Origin of the sequence: Neotabrizicola paludis (assembly GCF_044142105.1) — a bacterium.
In the GTDB taxonomy this organism is placed as follows: Bacteria; Pseudomonadota; Alphaproteobacteria; order Rhodobacterales; family Rhodobacteraceae; genus Pseudogemmobacter.
Genome location: NZ_JBGTYM010000001.1, coordinates 830,465 through 845,396, shown reverse-complemented (window position 1 = coordinate 845,396; position 14,932 = coordinate 830,465). Strand labels below are relative to the sequence as shown.

The window sequence follows — 14,932 nt, the reverse complement described above, 5'->3', positions numbered from 1 at the left end:
CCGGGCGAAAGGCTATCGAAACCGCGTCACATCACTATGAGGAAAGCTCATATGATCCCGCGCCGCTATCTGCCCTCTCTACCCTCGCTCCTTGCCCTCGAAGCGCTGGACCGTCTCGGCACCGCTTCGGCCGCCGCCACCGAATTGGCGCTGACCCAGGGCGCGATCTCCAAACAGCTGCAGGTGCTGGAAGGTCAGTTGGGCGTGGCCCTGATCCTGCGCGAAGGCAACCGGCTGATCCTGACGCAAGCCGCGCGGGAATTCGTGGCAGAAGCACGCAAGGCGTTGAAAATAATGACGGACGCCTCGCTTGCCCTGCGGGCCAATCCGCGCGGCGGCACGCTCAACCTTGCCATCCTTCCGGCCTTCGGCATGCGTTGGCTGGCCCCGCGCCTCGCCGGCTTCGCCCGCGCCCATCCCGAGGTGACGGTGAACCTCTCGACCCGCCTGCGCCCCTTCGATTTCGCGCAAAGCCCCTTTGACGCCGCCATCCATTACGGGCGGCAGGATTGGCCCGGCGCGGCATATCTAAAACTCATGGACGAATCGATCCTTGCCGTTGGTACGCCCGCGCTGGTGCCGCAGCCCCTGGCCCGCGCCGAAGCGGTTCTCGACCTGCCGCTGATGCAACTTGAAAGCCGCAGTGGCGATTGGGCGCGCTGGCTTGCGACGCAGGGCGCGGCCCGCCCGCGCCCGCCCGCCATGCTGTTCGACCAATATGCCACCATGACCCAGGCGGCGATCCACGGCCTTGGCCTTGCCCTGCTGCCGACCTTCCTGATCGAAGAAGATCTGGCGGCGGGCCGCCTTGTCCCGGCCTTTGGCGGACCGATCCCGGCTCATGCCTATTGGCTGGTCTGGCCTGAGGCGCGTCCCGAACGCGCACCTCTGACCTCCTTTCGCCGCTGGCTGGCGGCAGAGGCCGCCCAGGAAACGACCGCATGACACCTTGGTCGCAAGCGCGCATCTGCCGCCTTGACCCCGGCGCATGGCCGCAGCAGCATCGCGGCCCGAGGAGCCCGTGATGACCAGCCTGCCGCAATCCATCGACGCCACCGAGACGCTTCTATCGGGTCAGGGCTATGTCGCCTCGCGCGCGCTGGCGACCGTGGTATTCCTCGCGCTCAAGCTTGGTCGCCCGCTGTTCCTGGAAGGCGAGGCCGGCACCGGCAAGACCGAAATCGCCAAGACCCTCGCCGCCGCCCTCGGCCGCCGCCTGATCCGGCTGCAATGCTACGAAGGGCTCGATGCCACAACTGCCGTCGCCGAATGGAATTTCGCCGCCCAGATGATCGCGATCCGCACCGCCGAAGCCGGTGGTGGCACCGACCGCGACCAGTTGCAGACGGAACTCTTTACCGAAGATTACCTGATCGCCCGCCCGCTTCTGGAAGCCATGCGCCCTCAGCCGGGCGGCGCGCCCGTCCTTCTCATCGACGAGATCGACCGCACCGACGAACCTTTTGAAGCCTTCCTGCTCGAGGCCCTGTCGGATTTCCAGGTCACCATCCCTGAATTGGGCACGATCCGCGCGCCCGAACCGCCCATCGTCATCCTGACCTCGAACCGCACCCGCGAGGTGCATGACGCGCTGAAACGCCGCTGCCTCTACCACTGGGTCGACTATCCGGGTTTCGCGCGGGAGTTGCAGATTCTCCATGCCCGCGCCCCCGAGGCACAAGAGGCGCTGAGTCGGGAAGTCGTTGCTTTCGTTCAGAAACTTCGCGGCGAAGACCTGTTCAAGAAGCCGGGTGTGGCCGAAACCATCGACTGGGCCAAATGCCTTCTCGCGCTCGATGTCATCTCCCTTTCGCCCGAAGTCATCGCCGACACGCTGGGCGCGATCCTGAAATACCAGGACGATATCCAGAAGCTTCAGGGCTCTGAGGCCAAGCGCCTGCTCGATGAGGTGAAGAAGGAACTCGCCCCGGCATGACCGGGACCCGCCCCTTCTTCTCTTTGAAACTATCCCAAGGGGGTCCGGGGGTGTGAACCTCCCGGGACATCCGCAAGCGCCATGGTAGATTTCCGCGATCTTCCCCTTCCTGAAGACGGCAAGCTGGCCGAGAACATCGCCCATTTCGGCCGGGCCCTGCGCCGGGCAGGCCTGCCGGTCGGCCCCGGCCGGGTGCTGGACGCGATCCGCGCCGTCGCGGCGGCGGGCTTCACCCGGCAGGACGATTTCTTCCATACGCTTCAGGCGATCTTCGTCTCGCGCCCCGAGGAGCGGGTGCTTTTCGCCCAGACCTTCCGCCTGTTCTGGCGCGATCCGCGCTATCTTGAGCATATGATGAACCTCATGCTGCCCCAGGTGCGCGGCGTGCAGGAGGAAAAGCCCGCCGCCCCGGCCGAGAAACGCGCCGCCGAGGCACTTCTGGCCGATGCGCCGCGCCCCGACCTGCCGGGGGCCGAGCAGGAACCGCCCGAACAGATCGAGGTCGATGCCACCGCCACCGCCTCTGCCGAGGAACGGCTCAGGACGCTCGATTTCGAACAGATGTCGGGGGCCGAGATCGCCGAAGCCAAGCGGATGCTGGCCAAACTGTCGCTGCCGGTCGCGCCCCTCCGCACCCGCCGGGCAAGTCCCGCCGCCCAAGGCGCGCTGCCCGATCTGCGCCGCACCCTGCGTCAAAGCCTGCGCCGGGGCGGCGAGATCACCGAGATCGCGCGCAAAACGCCGGGCGAGCGCTGGCCGAACCTTGTGGTTCTCTGCGATATTTCCGGCTCGATGGCCGATTACAGCCGGATGGTGCTGCATTTCGTTCATGCTGTCGCCAACCGCAAGGGCCAGGGCTGGGCGCGGGTCCATGCCTTCACCTTCGGCACGCGGCTGACCAATATCACGCGCCACCTGCGCGCGCGCGACGTCGATGCCGCGCTCAAGGCGGCCGGGGCCGAGGCCCAGGATTGGTCGGGCGGCACAAGAATTGGCGCGGCGCTGCATGCCTTCAATCGCGACTGGTCGCGCCGTGTGCTGGGGCAGGGGGCGGTGGTCCTTTTGATCACCGACGGTCTGGATCGCGACGATACCGGGCTTCTGGCGCGGGAAATCGAGCGGCTGCATCTGTCCTGCCGCCGCCTCATCTGGATCAACCCCTTGTTGCGCTGGACGGGTTTCGCGCCGAAAGCCGCCGGCATCCGCGCTATGCTGCCCCATGTCGACTGCTTCCGGGCGGGCCACTCCATCGCCTCGCTGCAGGCGCTGGGAGAGGCGATCTCGCAGGCAGGCGACAGCGGCGACAAGGCAAGGCTGATGGCGGCGCTGCGCGATCACGGCGGCGATCACGCGTCGCTCACGGATAGGCGATAACCGATTGGAACCTGCTGTAAGTTTAGGCGTTGATATCGCATAGCGACCGCCCGCGGCCCATCTTCGGTCCGGCAAACACGCAATCAGCCGGGCGGTCGGCGGGTGACCCGTCACCCTCTCGCCGCCCCCGCAACGAAGGAAATGGAATGCGCAAGCTTCTGACCTGCACGACGGCCCTGTCGATGGCGCTGTCGTCTTTCTCAACCCTCCCCGCCAGCGCCCAGACCCTTGTCGAAGACGGTTCTGTGCTTGGGCCGGATGGGGCTGTGCTTTGCGTGCCGACGACCGATGTGCCCTGCGATCTTGACGCGATCACCAAAGAGCTGAAGGAAAAGGCCGATGCTGAGGCAGCGGCCCAGGCCGAGGCGGAAGCTGCCGCCAAGGCCGAAGCCGACGCGCAGGCTGCGGCAGAGGCCCAGGCTGCGGCCGAAGCGGCCGCCAAGGCCGAAGCCGACGCGCAGGCTGCGGCAGAGGCCCAGGCTGCGGCCGAAGCGGCCGCCAAGGCGCAGGAAGAGGCCGATGCCGCGGCCAAGGCGGCCGCCGATGCAGCGGCCCAGGCTGAAGCGGAGGCACAGGCGAAGGCCGAGGCTGATGCCCAGGCGGCTGCCGAGGCGGCGGCACAGGCCGAAGCGGAAGCCCAGGCCAAGGCGGAAGCAGAAGCCCAGGCGGCCGCCGATGCAGCGGCCCAGGCTGACGCGGATGCTCAGGCCCAGGCTGAAGCGCAAGCACAGGCCGACGCCCAGGCCCAGGCGGATGCCGAGGCGCAGGCCCAGGCCGAAGCCGATGCCAAGGCGGCGGCGGATGCCGCGACTGCGGCCAGCGAGGCCGAGGCCACCCCGGCCCCCGAAGCCGCGCCCGAGCCGACCCCGATGCCCGAAGCCACCGCCGAAACTCCGGCTGCGGAGCCCGAGGCCACTCCGGCCCCCGAAGCCCCTGCCGAAACCACGGCCGAGGCCCCCGAACCGACGCCCGTGCCGGAAGCCACGACCGAGGTCGAACCCGTGCCAGGCGCCGATGTCGCAACCGAGGGCACTGTCGAGGGCGAAGTGACGGGCGATACCGCCGGTCAGGCCACGGTCGATGGCCAGGTCTCGACCGAGGCTGAAGCCACGGCCGAAGCGACCGCACCGACCGAACCGGTCGATGTGCCGGAAGTCTCGGAAGAGGCTGCCCAGACTCTGTCGGAGATCTTCGCGATCCCGTCCTCGGAACAGGGTGAATCGGCCACCAGCGTCGAAGGCCTTGCCGCCGCCGCCGCTGTTGCCGCCGCTGGCGCGGCTGCCGCTCCGGGCACCGAAGCAGCCCCGGCAGATGGCAGCACGGCGGAAGGCACTGCTGCCACCGACGCCAGCGCCACGGCCCCGGTTTCGGTGCAGGAAGAAACCGTGACCGCCGAAACCGCCCGCTCTTCGGCCGAGGAATTCACCGCGGCCCCGGTGGCGGTGGCGAGTGCGGATGGTAAGAAGAAGAAGGACAAGCTGTCGGATCTGGAAAAGGTCGGCCTGCTTGCTCTGGGCGCGCTTGTCGTTGGCGCGGTGATCAACCAGGGTCAGAAGGACCAGCGCGAGGTTGTCCAGAACACCGGCGACCGCGTGATCGTGCAGAACCCGGATGGCAGCTACACCGTCTACAAGGACGATGACGCCATCCTGCGCCAGCCCGGCGTGCAGACCCGGACGGAAACCTATCGCGACGGTTCGACCCGCACGGTGGTCACGCGCGAGGATGGCAGCCAGGTCGTCACCGTGCGCGACGCTTCCGGCCGCGTGCTGCGTCGTTCGGTCTTTGACCGGCAGGGCATCGAGCGCATCCTGATCGACGATCTGGCGCCGGAAGAGCCGATCATCATCTCCGAACTGCCGCGCCCGCGCGAAGATCGGGTGACGATCTCGACCTCGGACAGCGATGCCGCGCTCAAGGCAGAACTGGCCGCGCTGGATGCCGAGAATATCGGCCGCAAGTTCAGCCTGCGCCAGATCCGCGACATTCGTGAAGTGCGGGCGCTTGCAGCGACGGTCGAGGTCGATTCGATCACGTTCGACACGGGCTCGTCGGTCATTCGTACCACCGAGGCGAAGAAGCTGGCCGATCTGGGCCGCCTGATGCAGCAGCTCCTGGCGCAGAACCCGCGTCATGTGTTCCTGATCGAGGGCCATACGGATGCCGTGGGCTCGGCTTCGTCGAACCTGCTTCTGTCCGACCGCCGCGCGGAATCGCTGGCCAAGGCGCTGACCGAATATTTCGACGTGCCGCCGGAAAACCTGGTCGTGCAGGGCTATGGTGAGTCGGAGCTGAAGGTCGAGTCGCTGGGTGACGAGCGGGCGAACCGTCGCGTAAATGTGCGCCTGATCACGCCCCTGATGCGCACCGCCGATCTGTAAAGATCGATACCTCATGAGACCCGAAGACCCCGCACCGCCAAGGCGCGGGGTCTTCGACCTTTTGACACTGTGAAACATGGGGCCAAACGCCCATATTCTCCGGGCAAGGGAGACCCGCCATGACCGCCGATCACGACAGCATCCCCGAAATCGCGCTGGGCTGGCATCGCGCCGGCAAGGGTGCGGCGCTGGCGACGGTGGTCGAGACCTGGGGCTCTGCCCCGCGCCAGGCCGGCTCGCAACTGGCGATTTCCGGTGAAGGCGAGATCATGGGTTCGGTCTCGGGCGGCTGCGTCGAAGGCGCGGTGGTGACCGAAGCGCTTGAGGCGCTGGCCGATGGCCGCCCCCGGCTTCTGACCTTTGGCGTCAGCGATGACACGGCCTTCGCGGTGGGCCTGGCCTGTGGCGGCACGATCCGGGTTCTGGTCGAACCCGTGGGGCAGGGCGCGCAGGCGCTGCCCGAGGCGATGCTGGCCGAACTGGTCGCGGCGCGGGCCAAGCGGCAGGCGCTGGCCTATGGCATCACCCTCGACACCTGGGCGCGGCAGATTCTGCAGCCCGGGCAGGACGCGGCGGCGGATGCCCGTTTTCGAAGCGACCGTTCAGGGATCGAGGAAGACGGCCGCTTTACCGCCATCCACAACCCGCCGCTGCGCCTGATCGTGGTGGGAGCGGTTCACATCGCCCAGCCGCTTCTCGCGATGGCGCGGCTGGCGGGGTATGACCCGACCCTGATCGATCCGCGCGCGGCCTTTGGTTCGGCGGCGCGCTTTCCCGGCGAGACCATTGTCGAGGAATGGCCGGACGAGGCCCTGGCGGCCCTTGCCCCCGATGCGCGCACGGCGGTGGTCACACTGACCCATGACGCCAAGCTGGACGATCCGGCCATCCGCCTCGCACTGCGCGCGCGGATCTTTTATCTCGGCTGCCTTGGGTCGACCCGCACCCATGCCAAGCGGGTGGAACGTCTGCGTGCCGAAGGCTTTACCGAGGACGAGATCGCCCGCATCCATGCGCCGGTCGGCCTCGACATCGGCGCCAAGACCCCGGCCGAAATTGCCGTCTCGATTCTTGCGCAGATCACCCAGCGGCTGCGGCAGGGCTGAGATGCGCTTCGGATCAGTGCCTTTGGATCAGGCCGAGGGGGCGATCCTTGCCCATTCCGAACATTTGCCGCAGGGCCGGTTGCGCAAGGGGCAGGTGTTGGGGCCGAAGGAAATTGCAGCGCTTCGCGAGGCGGGTATTCCCGAGGTTGTCGTGGCCCGGCTGGAACCCGGCGACGTCACCGAAGACTTGGCCGCCGCGCGGCTGGCCGGCGCGCTGGTGCCCGATCCGGCGGGGCAGGGGCTGATGCCGTCGGCCGCCTTCACCGGGCGGGTGAACCTGAACGCGACCGGCCCCGGCGTGGTCGAAATGGATGTGGCGGCGATCCATGCGCTGAACCTGATCCACCCGGCGATCACGCTGGCAACCCTGCCGCCCCTGCATCGGGTCGAGTCCGGGATGCTTGTTGGCACTGTAAAGATCATCACCTATGCCGTGCCGGATTCCGCGCTGGGCTCGGCCTGCGCCGCTGCCCGCGAAGCGATCCGCATCCGTCCCGTGGCTCTTGCTACTGCGGGGCTGCTGCTGACCGAAGTGCCCGGCATGGACGACAAGCTGATCCGCAAGGGGCGCCGCGCGATCGAAACGCGTCTCAAGGCCCTGGGCGTGTCGCTGGCCGAATGCCGCAGCGTGGCGCATGACGAAGCGGCGATCGCGACGGCTTTGAAGGGCCTGCCGGGCGAGATGCTGCTGATCCTGACCGGATCGGCAACGTCCGACGCCCATGACACTGCGCCCGAAGGGCTCCGCCAGGCCGGGGGCGTGGTGGAGCGTTTCGGCATGCCGGTCGATCCCGGCAATCTGCTGTTCCTTGGCCATCTGGACGAGCGCCCGGTGATCGGCCTGCCTGGCTGCGCGCGCAGCCCCGCCTTGAACGGGGCTGACTGGGTGCTGGAGCGGATCGCCTGCGGGCTGCGTCTGGATGGCGATGCGATTTCCGCCATGGGGGTGGGGGGGCTGTTGAAGGAAAGCCCCGTCCGCCCGCAGCCGCGCGAGCCGCAGGACTAAAGCGCCTGCACAAGCTGGGCCAGGATAGAGGTCCAGCCCTTGATATGGCCATCCCGCGCGCCTTCATTGGCAAAGCGGTCCTGCCGCAGCACCAGCCGCGTGCCGTCGCCCTCGGGCGTCAGGGTCAGCGTCACCACGCTTCCCTCGACCGAATGGGGCGATTGCCACGTGAAGCGCAGCCGGTGTGGGCGCTGCAGTTCCAGATAGGTGCCGTGATGCGGAATGTCCTTGGACCCGTCATTCATCACGATGCGATAGGCGCCGCCCACGCGTGCGTCGACCGAGGCTTCCGGCACTGACCCGCCCTCGCAGGGTGACATGAAGCGGGCCAGGAAATCGGGGTCGAGCCAGGCGTCATAGACGCGGCCGGGCGGGGCGGGAAGAAGCTGATCCAGCGTCAGGCTCAGTTCGGCGGTCGCGATCTGGGTCATCGGAAAACTCCTGTGTCAAAGCGGTGGACAGCGCCTCAAGCCGAAGCGCCCAGATCGAACGCAGCCCCGCAAACCATTGATCCATCTTCGCCAGGGGCGCGAGGTCGATCTCGATCATATGGGTCCGCCAGACCGTGCGCCGCCGCACCAGCCCCGCCTTTTCCAGCGCCATGATATGGCGCGAGATGGCGTTCAGGCTTTGCGCGAATTGCGCGGCGATCTCGGTCACCCGCGCCGGGCCATGCTGGGCGAGATAGGTCAGGATCGCCCGGCGGGTCGGGTCGGCGGCGGCCCGCAGGACATCGCCCAGCGGATCGGTCTCAGGAGAAGGGGGGATTCGTTCAACCATTCATGTGAATTACAGCGGATCACGCCATCGTTCAACTTATTTTGTGAATGAAGGCGGGTGCGCAGCAAAAAGGGGCCCCGAAGGGCCCCTGCGTGTCGTCAACATGTCGCGTGCCGTCAGCGCGGCGCGACCATCATCACCATCTGGCGGCCTTCGAGCTTGGGCATCGACTCGATCTTGCCCTTCTCGGCCACGTCGGCGGCCACACGGTTCAGAAGCTCAAGCCCAAGCTCCTGGTGGGCCATTTCGCGGCCGCGGAAGCGCAGCGTGACCTTCACCTTGTCGCCTTCCTCAAGGAACTTCACGACCGAGCGCATCTTCACGTCATAATCATGCGTGTCGGTGCCGGGGCGGAACTTGATTTCCTTGATCTCGATGATCTTCTGCTTCTTGCGCGCTTCGGCTTCGCGCTTCTGGGTCTCGTACTTGTATTTGCCGAAATCCATGATCTTGCAGACCGGCGGTTCGGCATTCGGGCTGATCTCGACCAGATCTAGCCCCGCCTCTTCGGCCAGCGCCATGGCACGCGCCGGTGTCACCACGCCGATGTTTTCGCCGTCTGCCCCGATCAGGCGGATTTCCGGTGCGCGGATACGGTCATTGATGCGCGGCCCGGTTTCGCGTTGCGGCGGGGCGTTGTGAGGTCTGCGTCCTATGGCGGTCGTCCTTCATTCGTTGCAAAGATCGGCGCAATCTATCGCCGCCGTCCGGGCCTTTCAACCCGCGTTCCTTGGGGAATCGCGGCCAAATCGGGGAATCTGCGCTGGCTCTGCCCGGCAAGCATCTGGACTTCCGGTCTTTTCAACCGTCCCCGCAGATGCCATATGCTGTGTCATCCGGCCCTCCTGCCGGGATAGGGAGCATGACACATGAACAAAAGCGTGATCATCGGGGCCATCGTCATCATCCTGGCGGCGGGTGGCTACTATCAGTTCAGCTACAAGCCGGCGCAGGAAGCGGCCGCGGCAGCTGAGGAAGCGGCCAAGAAGGCCGCGGAGGAGAAGGCCGCCGCCGAGAAGGCCGCAGCCGAAGCGACGCCCGCACCAAGCGCAGAAGCGACCCCCGCACCGACCGCAGAAGCGACGGCCGCTCCCACCGCGGAACCCACGGCAGAGCCGACCGCCGCCCCGACCGCAGAGCCCACTGCGGCGCCCACGGCGGAACCGACGGCAGCCCCCACGGCCGAGCCGAGCGCGGCGCCCGCCGCCGATCCGGCGGCCGCCCTTGATCCGGCCAATTTCAACGCCGATGCGGTGATCGCGGTCATCGACGGTTCGAGCCTGGACGCGGCCACCAAGACCACGCTGAAGACCGCGGTCGAAGCGGCGAAGGCCAATCCGGCCCTGGTGGCCGACACGATCGCGCAAGTGAAGACCGCGCTGGGGATGTGATCCTCGCGCGATAGGCAAAGAAAAGGCCGCAAGGATTTGTCCTTGCGGCCTTTTTCTTTGTAGGAAAGCCTTGGTTCAGATGCCGTCGCCGACGAAGGCCTTTTCGACAACAAAGTCCAGCGGCTCGGAATTGGCGCCCTCTTGCAGGCCGAAGCCTTCCAGCACCTTCTTGACGTCATGGTTGAACGCCAGGGAACCGCAGACCATGGCGCGGTCTTCCTCGGGGTCCATGAGCGGCAGGCCAAGATCGGCAAAGACCTTGCCGGAGGTCAGGTTGTCGGTGATCCGGCCCATATATTGCGACGGCTCGCGCGTCGTCGTCGGGTAGTATTTCAGCTTGTCGCCCACCATCTCGCCAATCAGCGGATCGTCCTTGAGGCTTTCCACAAGCGTGCGGCCATATTCCAGCTCGGCCACTTCCCGGCAGGTATGCATCATGATGACCTGGTCATATTTCTCCCAGGTCTCGGGTTCGCGCAACAGGCTTGCGAATGGGGCAAAGCCGGTGCCGGTCGCCAGGAACCACAGCCGCCGCCCGGGCAGCAGCGCGTCATGCACAAGCGTGCCGACGGGTTTGGGGCGCAGGATGATCTCGTCGCCCGGCTGGATATGTTGCAGCTTCGAGGTCAGCGGCCCGTCCGGCACCTTGATCGAATAGAATTCCAGTTCGTCATCCCAGGCGGGTGAGGCGATGGAATAGGCGCGCAGAAGCGGTTTGCCATTGTCGCCCATCAGCCCGATCATCACGAATTCGCCCGAGCGGAAGCGCAGGGACGCCGGGCGCGTCACGCGGAAGGAAAACAGCCGGTCGGTCCAGTGCTTGACCGAGGTGACGGTCTGGGCATCGGGAAGATGCGGCTTGGCGGGGCGTTCGGCGGGGGCGGCAGGGGCATTCATCGGGGCAAGCTCCGTCATCGGGCGGGTCTTTCTTAGGCCGAGGCCGGTCCTGAGGCCAGCCCGTTTACCTGCGGCAAATTTCATTTGCACGCATACAATATTTCCGGGGACAGGTCTATGCGTCAGGCGCGCAGCCGGGCCTGATAGTCATGCGCCTTCCAGTTCGCGCGGAAGAGCCACTGGTCCTGCGGCTGGCGCGCGGCGACCTCGTCCGGGATCTCGGCCCCGTCAAAGCCCACCCGACGCAGCATGGAATACTGGTCCGCGATCACCGGACCGATGGCCAGAAGCTGCCCGGTATAGCCCACCATGCGCAGCCGTCGCCCGATGGTGAAGGCACGGCCGTCGTTGAAGGCCGGAAAGGCCACGCGGATCAGGGTTATACCATCCAGACGGCCTTCAAGCGCTGCGGGATCGTCGGTATGGGCCAGATCCAGCGCCGGGACGCCGGGCGTCCAGTCGGCCAGCGCCGGAATGTCGCGCGCGGGCGCCGGTGCAAAGCCGGTATCGGTGACGATAACGCTCATGCCGCGTTCTCCTTCGGTAATCTTACGGCCTTGCCGTCGATGAAATGAATTCCGCATTCTGTCTTGTCCTGCCCGCGCCAGCGTCCCGCGCGCGGATCCTCGCCGGGTTTCACCGGGCTGGTGCAGGGGGCGCAGCCGATCGACGGATAGCCCTTGGCGACCAGCGGGTGCCGGGGCAGGCGGTTGTTGACGATATATTCCTCAAGATCCTCGCGGCCCCAATGGGCCAGCGGGTTCACCTTGATCCGGAAATCGCCCTCATTCTCGAAGAAGTCGAGCGTGCCGCGTTCGGAATTCTGGAACCTCTTGCGCCCGGTGATCCAGCCGTCAAAGCCTGCCAGGGCGCGCTCCAGCGGCTCGACCTTTCGCAGGTTGCAGCAGCTGTCGGTGTTGAACTGGTGCAGGGTATTGTCGGGATCCTCGAAATCCAGCTTTTTCGGATTGGCGCGGATGGTGCGGATGTCGCACAAGGGCAGGCTTTCGGCCAGCTGGCGCTGATAATCCAGCGTCTCCTGGAACAGCATCCGCGTGTCGACGAACAGCACCGGCGTCTCGGGCGCGATGACGGAGACGAGATGCAGCAGCACCACCGATTCCGCCCCGAAGGACGAGACCAGCGCCACCCGGCCCAGATCGACATCCTTAAGCGAATGCTCCAGAACCGCCGTGGCCGAATGGTGGCGATAGCGCGCATTCAGCGCCGCCACCCGATCGGCCACCGGCCCGGGGTGAAGATCACGCGGCATCGCGCGCGCTTTCGCCATAGAGAGCTTCCTTGAACGGCTCCAGCCCCAGACGGCGCACCGCCATCAGGAAGGTCTCGCCCGCGCCATCGCGCTTTTCCAGATAGGTGCGCACCAGCCGTTCGATGGCAGGCACAACCTGATCATAGGCAAAGCCCGGCCCCATCTTGTCGCCGATGGCGGCGGTCTCGGTGCCGTCGCCGCCCAGGGTGATCTGGTAATTCTCCACCCCCGCGCGGTCGAGACCCAGGATGCCGATATGGCCGACATGGTGATGGCCGCAGGCATTGATGCAGCCGGAAATCTTGATCTTCAGCGGCCCGACTTCATGCTCCAGATCCAGTGCCTGGAAACGCTCGGCGATCTGCGTCGCGATCGGGATCGACCGGGCCGTGGCCAGCGCGCAGTAATCCATGCCCGGGCAGGCGATGATGTCGGAGATCAGGCCGACATTCGCCGTGGCAAGCGCGGCCTGCGACAGCGCCGCATGCAGCGCCGGCAGGTCCGACTTGTGGACATGCGGCAGGATCACGTTCTGCTCGTGGCTGATGCGGATTTCCGAATGGCCAAAGCGCTCGGCCAGATCAGCGATCAGCCGCATTTGGTCGGACGAGGCATCGCCTGGGGTCTGGCCATGGGCCTTGAGGCTGATGGTGACGATGGCATAGCCCGGCGCGCGGTGGGGGGCGAGATTGGTGTCGGCCCAGGACCGGAAGGCGGGGTCGGCCTTGTAGAAATCGTCATAGGCGCCGTCGGGCGCATTGCGGAAGGCAGGCGTCGCAAAGGCGGCGCGGATGTCGTCCAGAAGACGCTGGTCATTGCCGCCGAACAGCGGGCGCAACTCGGCAAAGCGTTCCTCGATCATCCGGGAAAGCTCTTCTTTCCCGGTCTCATGCAGGGTGATCTTGATGCGCGCCTTGTACTTGTTGTCGCGTCGGCCCAGCGTGTTGTAGACGCTGAGCACCGCCTCGACATAGGGCAGCAGATCGGCCACCGGCAGGAAGTCGCGGGTGACCTGGCCGATCAGCGGCGTGCGGCCAAGCCCGCCGCCCACCAGCACTTCAAAGCCCGGTTCTCCGGCCGCATTGCGCACCATCCGCAGCCCGATGTCATGGGCGCGGGTCACGGCGCGGTCATTCGGCGCGCCGGTGATGGCGATCTTGAACTTGCGCGGCAAGAACTGGAATTCCGGGTGATCGGTCGACCATTGCCGCAAGAGCTCCGCATAGGGGCGCGGATCCTCGATCTCATCCGCGGCGGCACCGGCGAAATGGTCGGCCGTCACGTTGCGCACGCAATTGCCCGAGGTCTGGATGGCATGCATCCCCACATCGGCCAGCGCCGACAGGATCGCGGGCACATCGGGCAGTTTCGGCCAGTTGAACTGGATGTTCTGCCTGGTGGTGAAATGGCCATAGCCCTTGTCCCAGGTGTCGGCGATATAGGCGAGTTGCCGCATCTGGCGCGGATTGATCGTGCCATAGGGGATCGCCACCCGCAGCATATAGGCGTGCAGCTGCAGATAGAGCCCGTTCATCAGCCGCAGGGGGCGGAACTCGTCCTCGGTCAGGCTGCCATCCAGGCGGCGTTCCACCTGATCGCTGAACTGGGCGACGCGGGCGCGGACGAAGGCTTCGTCAAAATCGGCATAGTCATACATTGCGATAGTCCGCCTGTTTGCCATGGGCATAGTTCGAGGGGCCGCGGGTGCGGAATTCCTCGCGGAAATGGGTGGGTTCCGGGCCGTTCGGGCCGGGCCGGGCATCGGCCAGATAGGCGCCGACAACCTGCAGCTTCTGGGCCGAGGCATGCAGCAGCCGAAGCTGGGCATGGGCCTCGTCCTCGATCAATTCGGCCTCGTGGTGAAAGGGCGACCAGCGGTCATCGACGGTCTGATAGACGACATCGCCTTCGCGCAGGCGGTTGGCGGTGATGACTTTGGGAATGTAGCGGCGGCTCATGCCTGGGCCTCGGACAATTGGGAGAGGGCGTCAATGGCCGCGCGCGGGGCGAGGCCGAGAAGAAGGATGGCGGGGCCGGTCGCGGCGGCGGCAGAGGCGGCAAGGCTCGCCAGCGTCGCCGCGCGGATACATTGATCGGCACGGCCGGCGTTTTCCACGATGGTCACCGGCGTCTCGGGGCGCGCGCCATGCATCATAAGGCGGCCCTGAAGGAAACGCGCGGCGCGCTTTGCCATATAGATCGCGGCCACTTCGCCGGGGCGGGCCAGCGCCTTCCAGTCCTGCTCGGCAAAACCTTCCATCACATGGCCGGTGACGATGCGCAGCCCGGTGTTGCGGCCGCGCTGGGTCAGGCCCTGGCCGATGGCCGCGGCGGCGACCGATGCCGTGGTCAGCCCCGGCAGGATGCGGAAGGTCAACCCGGCGGCGGTGATCGCCTCGATCTCTTCGTCCAGCCGGGCGAAAATGCCGGGATCGCCGCCCTTCAGGCGCACGACCCTGCGCCCCGCCAGGCCCTCAGCCACCAGCACGGCATGGATATCGGCCTGCGCCGTCGAGGGGCCGAAGCCCTCCTTGCCGACATCAACACGCCGCGTGCCTTCGGGGATCAGCGCCAGAACCTCGGCTCCGACCAGCCGGTCATGCACCACCACATCGGCCGCCCGCAGCGCATCAAGCGCGCCCAGCGTCAGATGCTCGGCCGCGCCCGGGCCGGCGCCGACGAAAAGGATGGGGGGGCTGATTGTCATTTCCGGGACCCTTTGCTTGTGCAGAATATAGGACATTTTCCCGCATCTGCGCCATTCCCCCTTGCAGATAAGGATGATTGT

At 66.5% G+C, this 14,932-nt stretch carries 16 protein-coding genes; 7 read left to right on the top strand and 9 right to left on the bottom strand.

Annotated elements, in window-relative coordinates; all coding sequences use genetic code 11:
- The first annotated feature begins 51 nt into the window (after positions 1–51).
- The 6 genes from ACED67_RS04110 to ACED67_RS04085 all read left to right on the top strand — a co-directional run bounded on the left by ACED67_RS04110 (position 52) and on the right by ACED67_RS04085 (position 7,803).
- Positions 52–945 (top strand): LysR substrate-binding domain-containing protein, encoded by an 894-nt coding sequence (locus ACED67_RS04110; protein ID WP_395540261.1) that lies wholly within the window; start codon positions 52–54, stop codon positions 943–945.
- 79 nt (positions 946–1,024) lie between these two features.
- Complete coding sequence (locus tag ACED67_RS04105; protein ID WP_395540260.1) at positions 1,025–1,936, top strand: AAA family ATPase; 912 nt, start codon at positions 1,025–1,027, stop codon at positions 1,934–1,936.
- Positions 1,937–2,017: 81 nt separating this feature from the next.
- Positions 2,018–3,310 (top strand): vWA domain-containing protein, encoded by a 1,293-nt coding sequence (locus tag ACED67_RS04100; RefSeq protein ID WP_395540259.1) that lies wholly within the window; start codon positions 2,018–2,020, stop codon positions 3,308–3,310.
- A 146-nt stretch (positions 3,311–3,456) separates the two neighbouring features.
- Positions 3,457–5,691, top strand: a complete 2,235-nt coding sequence (locus ACED67_RS04095) for an OmpA family protein (RefSeq protein ID WP_395540258.1) — start codon at positions 3,457–3,459, stop codon at positions 5,689–5,691.
- A gap of 119 nt (positions 5,692–5,810) precedes the next feature.
- Entirely contained in the window at positions 5,811–6,797 is a 987-nt protein-coding gene (locus tag ACED67_RS04090; RefSeq protein WP_395540257.1) for an XdhC family protein, read from the top strand.
- Position 6,798: 1 nt separating this feature from the next.
- A complete protein-coding gene (locus ACED67_RS04085) occupies positions 6,799–7,803 on the top strand; it encodes a molybdopterin-binding protein (protein ID WP_395540256.1) in 1,005 nt (334 codons plus the stop codon).
- Here the strand turns inward: ACED67_RS04085 and ACED67_RS04080 are convergent.
- The 3 genes from ACED67_RS04080 to infC form a co-directional block, all read right to left on the bottom strand.
- The gene (locus tag ACED67_RS04080; RefSeq protein ID WP_395540255.1) at positions 7,800–8,234 is read right to left on the bottom strand and encodes an SRPBCC family protein; all 435 of its coding nucleotides are present in this window, start codon (positions 8,232–8,234) and stop codon (positions 7,800–7,802) included. The genes ACED67_RS04085 and ACED67_RS04080 overlap by 4 nt on opposite strands.
- The gene (locus ACED67_RS04075; RefSeq protein WP_395540254.1) at positions 8,158–8,583 is read right to left on the bottom strand and encodes an ArsR/SmtB family transcription factor; all 426 of its coding nucleotides are present in this window, start codon (positions 8,581–8,583) and stop codon (positions 8,158–8,160) included. The genes ACED67_RS04080 and ACED67_RS04075 overlap by 77 nt, the downstream gene beginning before the upstream one ends.
- Before the next feature lie 116 nt (positions 8,584–8,699).
- Positions 8,700–9,152, bottom strand: coding sequence for a translation initiation factor IF-3 (gene infC, locus ACED67_RS04070; RefSeq protein WP_508436216.1), 453 nt, complete (start codon positions 9,150–9,152; stop codon positions 8,700–8,702).
- Between the two features lie 300 nt (positions 9,153–9,452).
- Here infC and ACED67_RS04065 point away from each other — a divergent pair, with 300 nt between their 5' ends.
- Positions 9,453–9,974 (top strand): PT domain-containing protein, encoded by a 522-nt coding sequence (locus tag ACED67_RS04065; RefSeq protein WP_395540253.1) that lies wholly within the window; start codon positions 9,453–9,455, stop codon positions 9,972–9,974.
- 75 nt (positions 9,975–10,049) lie between these two features.
- Here ACED67_RS04065 and ACED67_RS04060 read toward each other — a convergent pair whose 3' ends face one another.
- The 6 genes from ACED67_RS04060 to cobA form a co-directional block, all read right to left on the bottom strand.
- Entirely contained in the window at positions 10,050–10,871 is an 822-nt protein-coding gene (locus ACED67_RS04060; protein ID WP_395540468.1) for a ferredoxin--NADP reductase, read from the bottom strand.
- 122 nt (positions 10,872–10,993) lie between these two features.
- The gene (locus ACED67_RS04055) at positions 10,994–11,398 is read right to left on the bottom strand and encodes a DUF934 domain-containing protein (protein ID WP_395540252.1); all 405 of its coding nucleotides are present in this window, start codon (positions 11,396–11,398) and stop codon (positions 10,994–10,996) included.
- On the bottom strand, positions 11,395–12,162 hold the full coding sequence (locus ACED67_RS04050) for a phosphoadenylyl-sulfate reductase (RefSeq protein ID WP_395540251.1): 768 nt from the start codon (positions 12,160–12,162) through the stop codon (positions 11,395–11,397). The genes ACED67_RS04055 and ACED67_RS04050 overlap by 4 nt, the downstream gene beginning before the upstream one ends.
- Positions 12,134–13,801 (bottom strand): nitrite/sulfite reductase, encoded by a 1,668-nt coding sequence (locus ACED67_RS04045; RefSeq protein WP_395540250.1) that lies wholly within the window; start codon positions 13,799–13,801, stop codon positions 12,134–12,136. The genes ACED67_RS04050 and ACED67_RS04045 overlap by 29 nt, the downstream gene beginning before the upstream one ends.
- Positions 13,794–14,102 carry a DUF2849 domain-containing protein gene (locus ACED67_RS04040; protein ID WP_395540249.1) on the bottom strand — a complete coding sequence of 103 codons (309 nt, stop codon included), beginning with the start codon at positions 14,100–14,102 and terminating at the stop codon, positions 13,794–13,796. The genes ACED67_RS04045 and ACED67_RS04040 overlap by 8 nt, the downstream gene beginning before the upstream one ends.
- Entirely contained in the window at positions 14,099–14,851 is a 753-nt protein-coding gene (gene cobA / locus ACED67_RS04035) for a uroporphyrinogen-III C-methyltransferase (RefSeq protein ID WP_395540248.1), read from the bottom strand. Before cobA ends, ACED67_RS04040 begins: the two co-directional genes overlap by 4 nt.
- Between the last annotated feature and the right edge of the window lie 81 nt (positions 14,852–14,932).

Coding starts and splice junctions, on each gene's coding strand:
- ACED67_RS04080 (WP_395540255.1), bottom strand. CDS start 8,234: ATGACCCAGATCGCGACCGCCGAACTGAGCCTGACGCTGGATCAGCTT.
- cobA (WP_395540248.1), bottom strand. CDS start 14,851: ATGACAATCAGCCCCCCCATCCTTTTCGTCGGCGCCGGCCCGGGCGCG.
- ACED67_RS04065 (WP_395540253.1), top strand. CDS start 9,453: ATGAACAAAAGCGTGATCATCGGGGCCATCGTCATCATCCTGGCGGCG.
- ACED67_RS04110 (WP_395540261.1), top strand. CDS start 52: ATGATCCCGCGCCGCTATCTGCCCTCTCTACCCTCGCTCCTTGCCCTC.
- ACED67_RS04090 (WP_395540257.1), top strand. CDS start 5,811: ATGACCGCCGATCACGACAGCATCCCCGAAATCGCGCTGGGCTGGCAT.
- ACED67_RS04060 (WP_395540468.1), bottom strand. CDS start 10,871: ATGAATGCCCCTGCCGCCCCCGCCGAACGCCCCGCCAAGCCGCATCTT.
- ACED67_RS04050 (WP_395540251.1), bottom strand. CDS start 12,162: ATGGCGAAAGCGCGCGCGATGCCGCGTGATCTTCACCCCGGGCCGGTG.
- ACED67_RS04075 (WP_395540254.1), bottom strand. CDS start 8,583: ATGGTTGAACGAATCCCCCCTTCTCCTGAGACCGATCCGCTGGGCGAT.
- ACED67_RS04085 (WP_395540256.1), top strand. CDS start 6,799: ATGCGCTTCGGATCAGTGCCTTTGGATCAGGCCGAGGGGGCGATCCTT.
- ACED67_RS04040 (WP_395540249.1), bottom strand. CDS start 14,102: ATGAGCCGCCGCTACATTCCCAAAGTCATCACCGCCAACCGCCTGCGC.
- ACED67_RS04055 (WP_395540252.1), bottom strand. CDS start 11,398: ATGAGCGTTATCGTCACCGATACCGGCTTTGCACCGGCGCCCGCGCGC.
- ACED67_RS04105 (WP_395540260.1), top strand. CDS start 1,025: ATGACCAGCCTGCCGCAATCCATCGACGCCACCGAGACGCTTCTATCG.
- ACED67_RS04100 (WP_395540259.1), top strand. CDS start 2,018: ATGGTAGATTTCCGCGATCTTCCCCTTCCTGAAGACGGCAAGCTGGCC.
- ACED67_RS04045 (WP_395540250.1), bottom strand. CDS start 13,801: ATGTATGACTATGCCGATTTTGACGAAGCCTTCGTCCGCGCCCGCGTC.
- ACED67_RS04095 (WP_395540258.1), top strand. CDS start 3,457: ATGCGCAAGCTTCTGACCTGCACGACGGCCCTGTCGATGGCGCTGTCG.